Here is a 13,365-nt window from a genome sequence, read left to right as displayed (position 1 = left end):
CTATGCGGCCTGTGCCCCGCGGCGCATGCGCCAGAAGCGCAGGGTGCGGAGCGCGGCCTCGCGGCTGAGTTCGGCGTACATGCGGGCGTAGGCATGGGCCTTGGCCATGGCGTCGCCGTCGTCGTTCAGCAGGACCACGGCGTAGGTCAGGAAGAGGGCGCGATCCAGATCAGCGGCCTTGCAGACCACGGCGAGGGCGTCGAGTTCGCGCCGGTCGACGATCTGGCGCGCGGTATGGAAGTCGATGTCCGCCAGTTGCGCCAGAGCGATCAGGAAGGACGTCCGTCCGTCGCCGGACCGCAGGAAGCGGGCCAGCATCTGGGGCGTCAACTGACCGGCGGCCTTCAGTTCCTCGACATAGGCGAGGCATTCCGAATAGTCCGCGGGCAGGGCGCCGTCGTCGGTGGCGATCCGGGCGCGTCCGGCGGCCAGAGCGGCCTCCAGCAGAGCGGGGTCCATGCGGGCGTTCTGTTCGAGGATCTGGTTTCGCAGCCGCGCCTCGACCACGAAATACATGTCGTTCAGCAGATCGGCGGGCAGGGTGGCGCGGGACACCGTGACTTCGTGCAAGGCCGGATTGACCTTGGCGCGCTCGACCGCGGCCTCCGAGGCCTTGCGGGACAGGCGTGCGCCGTCGTTCCGCAGCAGGGTTCCCAACGTCTCGTCATCGCCCCGCTCGACGATCACGTCCGAGATGGCTTCGGAGACGGAGGGGCGAGCCGAGACGGCGCGCAGGTGATCCTGGCCATGGCGACGCACGACGCCGAGCAGATCGGCGTCCGTGAGGACGGGCGAGTGCGTCAGCACCGCGCCGGCGACAGCCGCCTCATCGTTGGCGAGGCGACGGATCAGGGCGTGCGGTGCGTCGGGCGCCGAGGAGAAACGCGCCGACAACTCCGTGCGGACAGCCAGCTCCATATCGTCCGCCAGCTTGGCGAGGACCGCGCCGTAGAGCTTGTCTTCGGTGGCGGTGCGTGCGGGCGAGCCGAAAAAGTGTTCGGTCAGTTCGCGCAGCAGGGCGCGGCGCTTCTCGCTGGAGCCTTCCTCGGCCAGGGCGATCAGATCCGGGAGCCGCGACACGGTGATGGTGTCGCTCATTGGTAGTCGCCTTCCGGAGCGGCGGGCTGGGCGCGGACGCGACCCTGAACGTCGCGGATGAGGGTCGGCGCCTGATCCGGCTGGGCCAGATCCTGGGACGCGATGGTTACGGGCGTGGTGATGGCGAGGGCGTCCACATAGGTCGGAGCGGGGAGGCTGACGGCGTCGGGCGCCCGTCCTGCCTGACGATGGACCGAATAGTAACGGGCGCCTTGTTGGGCGGGGTGATCATCCGGATTGGCGGCGACAATGGCCACAGGGCGCGGCTCGGCCGTTGCTGCGGCAGCGGGGGCGGCCTGCGCCTGATCCTGCGGGGGCGGGGCCTCGGTCGGGGCAGGCGATGAAGGCGGCCGCATGCGGAAGATGAAGGCGTCCCGGCGCGGGGCCATGGGATCGACGGCGGGGTCTACGGCGGCCGAAGCGGGTTGAGGCGTCGCGGTGGCGACTTCCGCCGGGACCGGCTGGCCCCGCCCGCCCTGTTCCGGAAGATAGTCGGGCAGGGGCTGGGTCGGGGCGGGCGCGCGGGAGGGCGGCGGAGCGACCGCCGCAAGGCGGGCTGCGGGAGGTCGCGCCGGCGGCGGCGCCTCGGCGGCAGGCGCGGGCGCGCGGAGCCAGGCGTTGGCCGGGGTCAGGGTGCGGGGGGGCGCGTCCGCCGGGAGGCGCGGCGACGGCGCGGCCTCATAGGCGCCGCCATGGGGGATGACGCTGTTCGGGCGACGGGTGGAGGCCGCCGCGGCGTGGTCCGCGACCGGCGTGGCAGGCATGGCGACATCGCCGCGGCCAGCCCAATTCAGATAGCGAGCGGGGCTGGCAGTCTGGGCCTGGGCCGCGCCTGCGGCCCCGATCGCGGCGAGGGCGACGGTGGCGAGGCAAAGGGGCAGGCGGGGGGCGCGGCGCAAGAGCGGCTCCGGACTCGGAAGTTTGGGAGCTGACGGTATCCGGGTCGGGCTTAATCCGCCGCTAACGCGGGCATCAGGAAAGATGCGTTCTGACGCGGCGTTCCACGAGGCCCACCAGACCGCTGAGCGCCAGTCCCATCACCATCAGACAGACCAGCGCCGCCAGCATGTCGGCGGTGCGGAGCCGGTTGCCGGACTCCAGCAGGCGCCAGGCCAGGCCCTGGGTCGCGCCGGAGCCTGAAACGAACTCGGCCACCACGGCGCCGATCACCGCCAGACCGGAGGCGACGCGCAGGCCCTCCAGCGCGAAGGGCAGGGCCGCGGGAATGCGCAGGCGGGCTAGGCGCTGGAGCCGGGTCGCGCCGTACAGGTCGAACAGACGCTCCAGATCCGGGTCGGCCGACTTCAGTCCGGTCAGGACGCCCGAGAAAATGGGGAAGAAGGCGACGGCGGCGGCGAGGGAGATGACGGCGCGGTCAGCGTGGTCGAGCCCGGCCCAGATGAGCACCAGCGGCGCGATGGCGACGACGGGCGTGACCTGAAGGGCGACGGCCAGAGGGCGGACGGCGTCTTCGGCCCGGCGGCTGATCGAGACGGCGAGCGCCAGACCGCCGCCGAGCAGGGCGGCGACGAGCAGCGCCTCCAGCGCCATGCGGAACGTCTGGAGCGCCGAGCCTGCGAGGATCGGCGCCCGCTCGACGAGAGACAGGGCCACGGCGCTGGAGGGCGGGAGAAAATAGAACGGTACCTGCAGCAAACGGCAGGCCGTCTCCCAGATCAGGAGCAGCAGCACGATCAGCAGAAGGGGGGCGAGGAACCGGCTCATGCGACCCGGTCCGGCATGGCGTGGGCGAGGGCGGCGGCGAGGTTCTCGACCGTCTCGCGATAGTCGGGATCGGCGCGCCAGCCGCTCGGGCGCGGGACGACGCCGGGAGTCGGGCGGGCCATGGCGACCTGACCGCTGACGGCGTCGAGCACGACCGTTCGCCCCGCCAGATAGACCGCCTCCTCGACATCGTGGGTGACGAAAACGATGGCCGGACGCGGCGACCGGCCGGCCCAGAGGTGATGCAGGTCCTCAATCAGGTGGCGGCGGGTGACGCTGTCCAGCGCGGCGAAGGGTTCGTCGAGCAGCAGCAGATCCGGCTGTGTGACCAGGGCGCGGGCCAGTGAAGCGCGCATGGCCATGCCGCCCGACAGCCGGCGCGGACGCGCGGACAGGCGTTCGCCGAGACCGACGGACGCCAGGGCGACGGCGGCGCGGGCGCGCGCTTCCTCCTTCGGGACGCCCGACAGCTCGAGCGGCAGGGCGACATTGGTCTGGGCGTCTGCCCAAGGCAGCAGCGTCGGTGACTGGAAGACGAAGGCGGTGCGGCCCGGGAGCGCGGTCCGGACGACACCTTCTGCCGGGCGCTCGAGGCCGGCGAGCAGGCGCAGAGTGGTGGACTTGCCCGCGCCAGAGGCGCCGACGACGGCGACGATTTCGCCGGGCTGAATAGAGAGGTTGAGGGGGCCGATCGCGGTCCGGTCCGGGTAGCGGACGACGACGCCTTCAAGCGCCGCAGCGACCTCAGCCACGGCCGCGCCCGCGTCCCGGAAGGAACTGGGTGGTGAAGGCCTGCCGCCAGTCGAGGTTCTGAGGATAGACGCCCGCCTGGCTGGTGACGTCGAAGAAGGCCTGCCAACGCTCCTCGGTCATCGTGCCCAGGCCGTAGAGGGCGGCGTCGCCGCCGTCGACGATGCCGTTGGCCTTCAGTCGCTCGCGCGCCTGATCGAGGATGTCCTGCGTCATCTCGGGATTGTCGCGGCGGATCAGGGCGTCGGCGGCCTTGCCGTCGCCCTGGATGTAGTCGCGCCAGCCCTCGGCGGAGGCGGCGATGAAGCTGCGCAGGGCGTCGCCGTTGTCGCGCGCGAAGGCGTTCGGGGCCAGCACCATGGTGGCGTAGGAGGGGTAGCCCTCGTCAGCCAGCAGGAAGACGCGGGGTTCGAATCCGGCTTCCTTCTCGATGGTGTACGGCTCGGACGTCAGATAGCCCTGCTGGACCGCGCGCGGATCGGCGATGAAGGGCGCGGGATTGAAGGTGTATTTGCGGACCTGGGCGTCGGTGAAGCCGTATTTGGCCTTCAGCCAGACCCAGAAGGCGTTGATCGAGGCGTCGGCCAGCAGGAAGGGCCGACCGGCCAGGTCCGCGATGCCCTCCAGCGCCGGGTCCGGGTGGGCGATGAGCACCTGCGGGTCCTTCTGGAAGAAGGCGGCGACCGCCTTCACCGGAGCGCCCTCGGCCACGAGGTTCATCGGGATGAAGCTGTTGGAGCCCATGCCCAGCTCGACAGCGCCGGCGGCCAGCAGTTGGGGCACGTTCACGCCCGGTCCGCCCTGGACGATCTCGACGTTCAGGCCGCGCTTCTCATAGGCTCCCGAGGCGACGGCCTGATAGAAGCCGCCATGTTCGGCCTGGGCGCGCCAGTCGGTCGCGAAGCGCAGGCGGATGCGACCATCGGCGTCGGGCTCGACTTCGGAGCGATTGAAGCAGGACGCCAATGCCGCGCTGGCCGCGACGACGCCCGCCCCGGCGAGCAGGGCGCGGCGGTTCGGCGTCAAACGGCGATTCCCACGCGAGGTCATGGCCTTATGTACGGCCAAGCCGGTGGCGGCGAAAGGGCGGCGATCGTTTAGCGGCGGGGACTGTGTTCGAGCACGAGCTGACCGGCCAGCTCCCTCAGAAAAACGGGCGTTGGGTCATCGAAGACCTGCGCCAGCGCCCCGGTCTGGGTGCGGACCATGTTGGCGGCGATCCCGCTTGCTTCGCCCGAAATGACAAAATCCCCGGTCGTCTGGTCGACCGTGACGCCTTCAAGCCCTTCACCGAAGAAGTCCAGCCCGGCTTCCACCTCGGCCGCGTCCTGACCTTCCGGCGTGACATTCGCCGCTTCCACCTCGCTGTTGGCCTGAGCGGTGACCCGTTTCACGCCGTCCAACATGCCCTTCATGTTGTCCAGCATTGCGGTGTTCCGGCCCCAGGCCGCCGCCGCGCTGACGGGTCTGGCGCAGAGATAGGTGACGAGAAAGTTCGCTGCATCGGCGGCGCCGCTGGAGGCACGCACAGCCTCGGCGACCCTGTCGCGCAGACAGGCTTCGGCGTTGACCAACGCGGGCGCCCGTGGCCCGTCCTGCGCTGGCGTCGCCGCCACGACGATGGCGAACATTGCGCCTGCAAGCATCCGAAAGCCCTCCCCCAAGCCAATGAGGCGAGCGTATCGGAGGCTGATGGATTGTCGAGGGGAAAGCCGGCAGCCGGAATTGAGCGAGGGGACGAAAAGCCTCGGCGAACCGGTGCTCCTCGTCCCCTCGCCAAGTCCGGGTTGGACTTGGCCGTTGAGGTTTCGGACCCTGGCGTCAGCATCAGCGAGGCGAGCCCCGACGATGGTCAGCTGTATCCTTTCGCGCTCCCGGTCTCCGGCGTTCCACGGGTCTGGCCCGCGCCGTCCTTCGATCCTGATCCGGTTCCGTCCGGTTCTGTGTCCGACCGAAGTCTTCAACGTCCCCTTGGGCCTTGATCCTGCCTCCCGCCCGTTATGGTCCGAAGACCACCCGTAGCGTCGGGTCAGAGAGCCGGGCCGGTTCGCCTTGAGCCCCGGGTCTCCCCGGTTTTCCGCGCCGCCGTGTCCCTCGGCCTGATCAAGCTCGCTCCAAATCCGGGATCCGGCAAGCGCCGGGAATGCTCCGCTTGTGGATCAAATCCGGGATAAAACGTGTCCAACCGCTGTAGCTGACCACCAGCTTGAGCAAAATTCTTCGATATGTGAAGATATTGCGACGTTATGCACAGGGTGGCGGCTGCGATCGTTTCCCAAGCTCCGGGGCGCCCATCTGCCCTAGCCCGCGACGACGCGGTCCAGCCAGATGCGGATCTCGGCGAGGCTTCGCGCGGCGATCGGGCCGCCGAAATGCACGAATCCGTGCGGGGCGAGGGGGACTTCCAGCAGTTCGGCCGGCGCCGCTGCGGACCAGGCGTCGGCCATCAGCACGCTGTCATCCCGGAGCGGGTCCAGATCGCCGGCGATGAAAAGGGCGGGCGGCAGGTCGCGCAGGTCGGCGTAGAGGGGCGAAACATCGGGCCTGCGCCGTCCGGCCTCATCGCGGTCCGGCAGCAGGCGGGCGAGGTCCGCCTGCAGCGTCGGTCCATTCAGGATCATGGCTTCCCGCCCTGCGGCGCGGACCGAGGGCGTGCCGTTGAGGTCGTAGACGCCGTAGACGAGGACGCAGCCACGCACGGCGCCGAGGCGCCCTTCGTCCCGCAGGCTCAGGGCGGTCAGGGCGGCCAGGTGGGCGCCGGCGGACTGACCGCAGAGGAAGATGTGGTTCGTGCCGAACCGGACGGCGGCGTTGTCCATCAGCCAGCGGCCGGCGGCGGCGCAGTCGGCGATGGCGTGCTGCAGCAGGACGCCGCGGCTCTCATTGAGCAGGCGATAGTCGACGGAGACGACCGCCAGGCCGGTCTCGGTCACAAGATCGATGTTCAGGTGGTCGTTGAGGCCGGCGCTGCCGACGACCCAGCCGCCGCCATGCATGTCCAGCACCACGCCACGCGCGGGGGTCTTCGGATGCAGGACGCGGATCGGGACGCCGCCGTCGGGGGACGGAATGCGCAGGGTTTCCACGCGAACGCCGCGATGGCGGAGCCAAGCGGCGGTGACGGTCTGGGCCGCGCCGCCGAAGGTCGCATTGGCCCACTGACCGGCCTGCAGCCGCCATCCGTCGACCTTGAGCCGCGGCATGACCGAGAGGGTCGCGTTGATGCGGGCGGCGGCGCGACGTTCGGACGGGGTCAGTTCCAGACGACGAACGACTGCGGACATGGCGAAAGGCTAGACCTGTTCAGTGGCGCTGACGATGCGGCGTCGGGACGCGATCAGGCGTTCAGGGCCGCCTTCTTCTCTTCCAGCTCCAGCCATTCCAGTTCCGCGCTCTCGAGCAGTTCGCGGGCGCGTGCTGCATTGGCGGTGGCGCGGTCGAAGGCCTTGCGGTCGCGGGTGTAGAGCGCGGGGTCCGACAGGGACGCGTCATGGCGGGCGATATCCGCCGGAAGCGAGACCAGCAGGCCTTCCAGCTCCTTGAGCCGGTGGGTGTCCTTGAAGGTGAGTTTGCCGGGCGTCTTCTTCGGCGCGGCGGCCGGCGCGGGGTTGGCCTCGGCGCGCTGGGCGGCGGCCTTGTCCTGCGGTCGCGGATTGGCGCCCGGTTGAAGGAAGCCGGGGTTCTGGCGGATGAAGTCGGTCCAGCCGCCGGGGGTTTCGACGATGTCGCCCCGTCCGTTCAGCGCCAGGGTGGAGGTGGACAGGCGGTCGATGAAGTCGCGATCGTGGCTGACCAGGATCAGGGTGCCGTCATAGCCCTCGAGCAGCTCTTCCAGCTTGTCGAGCGTGTCCATGTCGAGATCGTTGGTCGGCTCGTCGAGGATCAGCAGGTTGGCCGGCTTGGCCAAGGCCCGGGCCAGCAGCAGGCGGTTGCGTTCGCCGCCCGACAGGGTCGAGATCGGCTGGCGCAGCTGGGCCTCGGAGAAAAGGAAGTCCTTGGCGTAGGCGGCCACGTGTTTGGAGACGCCGCGCACCAGGATCGAGTCCCCGCCGCCCGGCGTCAGGGCGTCCCACAGGGTCATGTCCGACTTCAGCCCCTCGCGCGACTGATCCAGATAGACGGCTTCCAGGTTGGAGCCCATGCGGACCGTGCCCTCGTCCGGTGCGAGTTCGCCCAGCAGGGTCTTGACCAGGGTGGTCTTGCCCGCGCCGTTGGGCCCGACGACGCCCAAGCGGTCGCCGCGCATGATGCGGGTGGTGAGGTCCCTGAACAGGGTGCGTCCGGCGAAACCCTTGGATACGCCCTTGATCTCGGCGACCAGCTTGCCCGACGTGACGCCGGAATCGACGCCGAGATAGAGCTCGCGCGGGCTGTCCTTCATCTTCTCGGCGCGTTCGGCGCGCAGGGCGTTCAGCGAGCGGGCGCGGCCCTCGTTGCGGCTGCGGCGAGCGGTGATGGAGCTGTAGAAGGTGGCGGTTTCGCGCTCGATGGTCTTGGTCAGGCGACGCAGGGACTCGGCTTCTTCCTCGGTGACCTTGGTCGCCCATTCGTCGAACTCGACGAAGCCCTTGTTCAGGGTGCGGACGCGACGGTTCTCAAGCCAGTGGACCGTATTGGTGACGCGGTTCAGGAAGGCGCGGTCGTGGCTGACGACCAGCAGGGCGAAGCGGGCCGAGAGCAGTTCGTTCTCGAGCAGTTCGATGGCGAGGATGTCGAGGTGGTTGGTCGGCTCGTCCAGCAGCAGCAGGTCGGGCTCCTCGGCGAAGGCCTTGGCAAGGGCGGCGCGACGGGTCTCGCCCCCGGACAGGCCCTGCGTGGACTTGGCGGGATCCAGGCCAAAGGTCGCCAGCCAGGATTCGGCGGTCCAGCTTTCGGCCTCTCCGGACGTGGCGTAGTCGAGCAGGGTGTCGCCCTTGATGTCCGGCTCCTGCGGGACATAGGCGAACCGGGTGGCGGATTGAACCGAACGATCGCCGCTGTCGGGCTCGATCAGCCCCATGACGACCTTCATCAGGGTGGACTTGCCGGCGCCGTTGCGGCCGACGAGGGCCGCGCGGCTGCGCGGTTCGACGCCGACATCGACTCCGTCGAACAGCGGGCGTTGACCGTCCTGGAGACGGACATCCTTGAGGGCGACGAGGGGGGGACGGGCAGCCATGGCGGGCCATATAGAGGAGGGGGCGGCGCATCGCCACGTGGAACTCAAATTGACTCATACCGTCCAGCCGGTATGTGAGCAGGATGGATACGACCAAACGCCGTCGCGCGCCCGAAACCACCCGCGCTGAAATCATCGACAAGGCGTTGGAGGTTGCCGCCGAGCAGGGCGCGCTGGGCTTTACGATCGATGCGGTTGTCGCGCGGACGAGCGTCAGCAAGGGGGCGGTCCTGCACCACTTCCCGAGCAAGCTGGCCCTTCTGGAAGGGCTTGTGGACCATCTCGGGGCGATGTTCTGCGAGGCGGTGCTGGCCGAGGCCGCGCGCGATCCGCAGCCCTACGGGCGTCATGCCAGGGCCTATCTGCGGGTCACCATCAATGACGCCGTCACCAGCGAAGACGCCAGCATCGGGCGCGCAATTCTCGTCGCCTGCGCGATCGAACCGTCGCTGAGGAGCCGATGGTCGAACGCCATTGAAGTCGTCAAGGCGGAGGATCCCACGGACCCCGTGGGGGCGGATGACGCCCTGTTGTTACGTCTCGTGGCGGACGGTTTGTGGATGTCCGACCTGTTCGCGGTCCACGACGTGTCACCGGCCCAGCGCCAGGCGCTGCTGTCGCTGCTGACGCCCGGTCATGTGCTGATGGAAGCGGCATGAGCCCGCTGACCTGGGCGGCGCTGCTGGGCGCGATCTGTCTGGAGGTCGCAGGAACGACCCTGTTGCAGATGTCGCAACAGTTCACACGCCCTTGGCCCACCATCGGTCTGGCGGTCTGTTACGGGCTGGCCTTCTACCTGCTGTCCATTGCCCTGAAGCAAATCCCGGTCGGGCTGGCCTATGCGATCTGGAGCGGGCTGGGCGTAGTTCTGATCGCGACGATCGGACTGGTGTTTTTCAAGCAGAAGCTGGACCTTCCGGCCATCAGCGGCCTGATGATGATCGTGGCCGGGGTGATGGTCATCAACCTGTTCTCGAAGTCGGTCAGCCACTGACCGGCCTGGTCGTCAGGCCAGGTGCCCGGCGCCTCTGGCCTTCTTGCGGGGCGAGCTGTTCGGCAGCACGCCGGCGAGGCCGGTAAGGAGGCCGCCGATGCAGAGGTAGACGGCCAGCATGGCGGCCATGCCGACGCCAGGGTTTGGCCAGATCGGCAGACCGGTCCCCAGCAACATCGGAAGCGCGCCGAACACCAGCCAGTAGCGCCGGGTGGTCAGGATCGGCTCGAACCGGTCCGTCGCAAGCGCGCGGTCGGCAAAGGCCAACGCACTGACGAGACCGGCGATCAGGAGGATATGGCCGGCCATGGCCGCCGCTACGGCGACGCCCGCAACGGCGAGAGAGGACGCGATGAGCCCGCCCGACACCTTGCGTCGATTGCCTTCGGAAAGGGCCAGCCATTCGTCGGCGATGGCGTGGCCGCCGAAGCGGAAGGTGAAGGCGGCGAACAACACGGTGACGATCATCGCTGTCGATCCGCCGGGCACGACGGCGGCGAAGATGAATGGCGGGATGACGCCGATAAACTCCGCCAGCCGATAGCGCGATGGCGGCAGGCGCGGCGAAATGTGTGAGGTGACCACCTTGGCCCAGCCCGCGATGACCGCCCCGAGGACGGCGACGGGGAGTCCGAGCCAACTTCCCGGCGGAACGAAGGGCGAAGCGGTCAACAGACCAAGACTCGCGGGGACCCAGCCGAAACGGCGCCAGAGGGGCTGGTCCCAGGGATAGCCCGCGCGCCAGCGCATGGCCGGTTCCGAAACGCCCCGTATCCAGGCGGCGCCCAAGCCGGTGAACAGGCCGAGAGTGAGGCCCCAGAGCGCCAGAACGACGCCGGGCCTGATCGGACCAAAGAGGCCTGTGGCGCTTGTCAGGAACGCGACGATCGGGGGGGCGATGAGCAGAAAGATCAGGAAGCCGGGGCGGAAGCGCGGCCGGTCGAGGCGCGCTCGCCATGTGGCCACAGCCTCGGGGTCCAGTTGCGCCTCCAGACCGTACAGGTCCTGATGCATGCGCTGGAGCAGTTCGGAGACCTGCCGGTCCAGGTCCAGATCGAACCGGTCCGCGATCCGGCGGAAGAGGGTCTGTTTGGTGCGGAGGGATCGCCACGCTTCATAGCCGGGCGTCCCGGGGCGAGACAGACGATCAAGCGTGCGGCGGATGTCGCGACGGCGAAGCACGGGCTCGGCATACGACATGTCGATGCCGATCCGCTGGTTTTCCCATCGGAAGAACTGGATGGCGGGCTCGAGAAGCGCGTCGGCGCCCGGGCTGCCCTGGCTGAGCAGGCGCGCCAGCCAGTACTCCGTGTCGGCGTGGGTCTGGAGCGAGTCCATCGCAGGCGAACGGAAGATCTGAAGCAACAGGCTTGTGAGGTCGTCCGCCCCCGCGCCGGGCCGGGATAGCAGGTCGGAGAGCTGACGACGGAGTTGGTCGTGCGCATCCTGTCGTGCGCGCTCCGCTTCCAGCTCCGCCTGAACCTCGGGAGACAGGGCCGGGCGGGGCGAAGGGGCAGGCTGGTCCCACCCGCGTATATCCGGGCTGCCCCATCCCTCAGTATCGGCGTCGGGTGTGGCGTGATCCCAGCGACGATCCTCGCCGTCGTCCCAACCCGCGCCGTCGTCTTGCGCGTCGAACAGAGGCTGGTCCGCCGGAGTTTCGACCGGAGTTTCGGTCTTCCTTCCGGACGTCCTACGTGACGGCGGAACGGCCCATCCGCGCCGGGCAAGGTTCAGGGCGTTGTCATAGGCCTCGCGCAGCGCCTGAAACCCTGCGGCGTCATCCTCGGGATGGACCTCTTTCAGGCGACGCGCATAGGCGCGCCGAATGTCCCGCTCCTCATTGGTCGGGTCGATGCCGAGAGTGGTCCAGATTGACCCGCCTAGAGCCACGTCTGGCCCTCGAAGCGGTCCAGGACTTCGGTCATCTGGGTGATGGCGGCCTGGATTTCGCGTGGGTCCTGGCCCTCGACGACCATCTGGAAGCGGGTGATCTGGTCGCCGAGCATCTGACGGACGTCGCCGAGCGCATCTTCGTAACAGCGGGCGCCACGCGCGAGGATCGTCTTTACCGCATCGGAATCGCGCGGATGCTGCTTGAGCGCGGCGAGGGCGGCCCGGCGCTTTTCAAAGTCGGGGGCGGCGGCGACGTCGTCGTCGAAGATCGTCAACTGGCGGGTCTCGCCGGTCTTGCGGACGGTGACATCGATCTCAAGCAGTCCGTTGATGTCGTAGGTGAAACGAACATCGGTGGCGCCGTCTTCGGCCCGGCCGCCGGACAGCGGAATGCGAACCTCGCCCAGGCGGACGTTATCGATCACGTGGCGGGACTCGCCCTGATAGACGCGCAGAACCAGCTCACGCTGGTTGTCCTGCATCGGCACATAGTCGTTGACCCGGCTGGCGGGGATGACGGTGTTCCGCTCGATGATCGGGGAGAAGATGCCGTCGATGATGCGGTTGCCCGGGCCGCGTTCGGCGACCTCGACGCCAAGGCTGTAGGGGCAGACGTCGGTCATGACGACTTCCTTCAGCGCCACGTCGCGGGACTTGAGCCCGGCCTGGACGGCTGCGCCCATGGCGACGGCTTCATCCGGATTGACGGCGTTTGCGGGGAAGCGGCCGAACATGCGGGTGATCGCCTTGCGCACCACCGGCATGCGCGTCGAGCCGCCGACCAGAATGATCTCGGACAGGTCCTCGGAGCGCAGGCCCGCGTCCCGCAGCGAGCGCAACACGGGATCGCGCAGGCGGTTCAGCAGGCCTGTACACAGGGTTTCGAAATCGTCGGCGGTGATCTGACGCTCGATGGCCTTGTCCTTCCAGACAATGGACATCGTCGTGGAAGGGTTTTCGGTCAGGGCGCGGCGGGCGCGTTCGGCCGCGACGCGGATCCGTTCGCGAAGGGTGGTGTCGGACCGATCCTTTTCGGGGATCTCCTTGCCCGCGGTGCGGCGGAATTCCTCGATCAGGACATCGTTGAAATCCTCTCCGCCGAGGCGGTTGTCGCCGGTCGAGGCGCGGACCTCGATGATGCCTTCGAAAATCTCGAGCACCGAGACGTCGAAGGTGCCGCCGCCGAGGTCGAAGACGAGGAAGCGGCTCTCGTTGCCGAGTTCGTGGATCCCGTAGGCCAGGGCGGCGGCGGTGGGCTCGTTCAGCAGGCGCTCGACCTTGAGGCCCGCCAGCTCGCCGGCGCGGCGGGTGGCCTTGCGCTGCTTGTCGTTGAAATAGGCCGGGACGGTGATGACCGCTTCGGTCACCGGCTCGCCCAGATAAACTTCGGCGTCCGATTTCAGGCGGGCCAGGACGAGGGCGGACAGCTCTTCGGCGCTGAAGTCCTTCTTCCCCAGCCGGGTGTTCCGGTTGGCGCCCATATAGCGTTTGAAGGCGGTGGCGGTGAGGTCCGGATGCGTCGACTGACGCTCGCGGGCGGCGAGGCCGACGAGGACGTCGCCCGTGGTTTCGTCGAGGCTGACGGCGGATGGCGTCAGGACATGGCCGAGGCTGTTCGGAATCAGCTCCGCCTTGCCGTCGCGAAAGACTCCGACCGCGCTATTGGTCGTGCCCAGATCAATGCCGATGATCACGTCTATCCCCCGAACGCCACTCGCATTTTCCTAGCGTGGCCTTGGCTTTC

At 68.7% G+C, this 13,365-nt stretch carries 12 protein-coding genes; 2 read left to right on the top strand and 10 right to left on the bottom strand.

The genetic code is table 11. The features are described from left to right. The 8 genes from ACW174_RS02135 to ACW174_RS02100 all read right to left on the bottom strand — a co-directional run bounded on the left by ACW174_RS02135 (position 1) and on the right by ACW174_RS02100 (position 8,731). Positions 1-1,098: a DUF2336 domain-containing protein gene (locus ACW174_RS02135; protein ID WP_492016047.1), complete on the bottom strand. Its 1,098-nt coding sequence runs from the start codon at positions 1,096-1,098 to the stop codon at positions 1-3. Next, on the bottom strand, positions 1,095-1,997 hold the full coding sequence (locus tag ACW174_RS02130; RefSeq protein ID WP_492016046.1) for a hypothetical protein: 903 nt from the start codon (positions 1,995-1,997) through the stop codon (positions 1,095-1,097). The genes ACW174_RS02135 and ACW174_RS02130 overlap by 4 nt, the downstream gene beginning before the upstream one ends. 73 nt (positions 1,998-2,070) lie before the next feature. Further along, the gene (locus tag ACW174_RS02125; protein ID WP_492016045.1) at positions 2,071-2,823 is read right to left on the bottom strand and encodes an ABC transporter permease; all 753 of its coding nucleotides are present in this window, start codon (positions 2,821-2,823) and stop codon (positions 2,071-2,073) included. Continuing rightward, entirely contained in the window at positions 2,820-3,575 is a 756-nt protein-coding gene (locus ACW174_RS02120; protein WP_492016044.1) for an ABC transporter ATP-binding protein, read from the bottom strand. The genes ACW174_RS02125 and ACW174_RS02120 overlap by 4 nt, the downstream gene beginning before the upstream one ends. Continuing rightward, positions 3,568-4,623, bottom strand: a complete 1,056-nt coding sequence (locus ACW174_RS02115; protein WP_492016043.1) for an ABC transporter substrate-binding protein — start codon at positions 4,621-4,623, stop codon at positions 3,568-3,570. Before ACW174_RS02115 ends, ACW174_RS02120 begins: the two co-directional genes overlap by 8 nt. 47 nt (positions 4,624-4,670) lie before the next feature. Then, the gene (locus ACW174_RS02110; protein ID WP_492016042.1) at positions 4,671-5,204 is read right to left on the bottom strand and encodes a hypothetical protein; all 534 of its coding nucleotides are present in this window, start codon (positions 5,202-5,204) and stop codon (positions 4,671-4,673) included. Positions 5,205-5,873: 669 nt separating this feature from the next. Next, entirely contained in the window at positions 5,874-6,857 is a 984-nt protein-coding gene (locus ACW174_RS02105; protein ID WP_492016041.1) for an alpha/beta hydrolase, read from the bottom strand. Positions 6,858-6,910: 53 nt separating this feature from the next. After that, positions 6,911-8,731: an ABC-F family ATP-binding cassette domain-containing protein gene (locus ACW174_RS02100; RefSeq protein WP_492016040.1), complete on the bottom strand. Its 1,821-nt coding sequence runs from the start codon at positions 8,729-8,731 to the stop codon at positions 6,911-6,913. 83 nt (positions 8,732-8,814) lie between these two features. Between ACW174_RS02100 and ACW174_RS02095 the strand changes: the two genes are divergently transcribed. Next, a complete protein-coding gene (locus ACW174_RS02095) occupies positions 8,815-9,390 on the top strand; it encodes a TetR/AcrR family transcriptional regulator (RefSeq protein WP_492016039.1) in 576 nt (191 codons plus the stop codon). Continuing rightward, a complete protein-coding gene (locus tag ACW174_RS02090; protein WP_492016038.1) occupies positions 9,387-9,725 on the top strand; it encodes a DMT family transporter in 339 nt (112 codons plus the stop codon). Before ACW174_RS02095 ends, ACW174_RS02090 begins: the two co-directional genes overlap by 4 nt. A gap of 12 nt (positions 9,726-9,737) precedes the next feature. Here the strand turns inward: ACW174_RS02090 and ACW174_RS02085 are convergent, their stop codons facing one another. Next, positions 9,738-11,618, bottom strand: a complete 1,881-nt coding sequence (locus ACW174_RS02085; protein ID WP_492016037.1) for a hypothetical protein — start codon at positions 11,616-11,618, stop codon at positions 9,738-9,740. After that, positions 11,609-13,315: an Hsp70 family protein gene (locus tag ACW174_RS02080; RefSeq protein ID WP_492016036.1), complete on the bottom strand. Its 1,707-nt coding sequence runs from the start codon at positions 13,313-13,315 to the stop codon at positions 11,609-11,611. Before ACW174_RS02080 ends, ACW174_RS02085 begins: the two co-directional genes overlap by 10 nt. Positions 13,316-13,365 lie beyond the last annotated feature (50 nt).

Source organism: Brevundimonas sp. AVps31, assembly GCF_058681355.1.
The sequence above is the reverse complement of the archived record's forward strand: the minus strand, read 5'-3'. Positions and strand labels throughout refer to the sequence as shown.

Excerpts from the sequence above, each read along its gene's own strand:
- ACW174_RS02135 (WP_492016047.1), bottom strand. The coding sequence starts at position 1,098 with ATGAGCGACACCATCACCGTGTCGCGGCTCCCGGATCTGATCGCCCTG.
- ACW174_RS02125 (WP_492016045.1), bottom strand. The coding sequence starts at position 2,823 with ATGAGCCGGTTCCTCGCCCCCCTTCTGCTGATCGTGCTGCTGCTCCTG.
- ACW174_RS02115 (WP_492016043.1), bottom strand. The coding sequence starts at position 4,623 with ATGACCTCGCGTGGGAATCGCCGTTTGACGCCGAACCGCCGCGCCCTG.
- ACW174_RS02110 (WP_492016042.1), bottom strand. The coding sequence starts at position 5,204 with ATGTTCGCCATCGTCGTGGCGGCGACGCCAGCGCAGGACGGGCCACGG.
- ACW174_RS02105 (WP_492016041.1), bottom strand. The coding sequence starts at position 6,857 with ATGTCCGCAGTCGTTCGTCGTCTGGAACTGACCCCGTCCGAACGTCGC.
- ACW174_RS02100 (WP_492016040.1), bottom strand. The coding sequence starts at position 8,731 with ATGGCTGCCCGTCCCCCCCTCGTCGCCCTCAAGGATGTCCGTCTCCAG.
- ACW174_RS02095 (WP_492016039.1), top strand. The coding sequence starts at position 8,815 with ATGGATACGACCAAACGCCGTCGCGCGCCCGAAACCACCCGCGCTGAA.
- ACW174_RS02090 (WP_492016038.1), top strand. The coding sequence starts at position 9,387 with ATGAGCCCGCTGACCTGGGCGGCGCTGCTGGGCGCGATCTGTCTGGAG.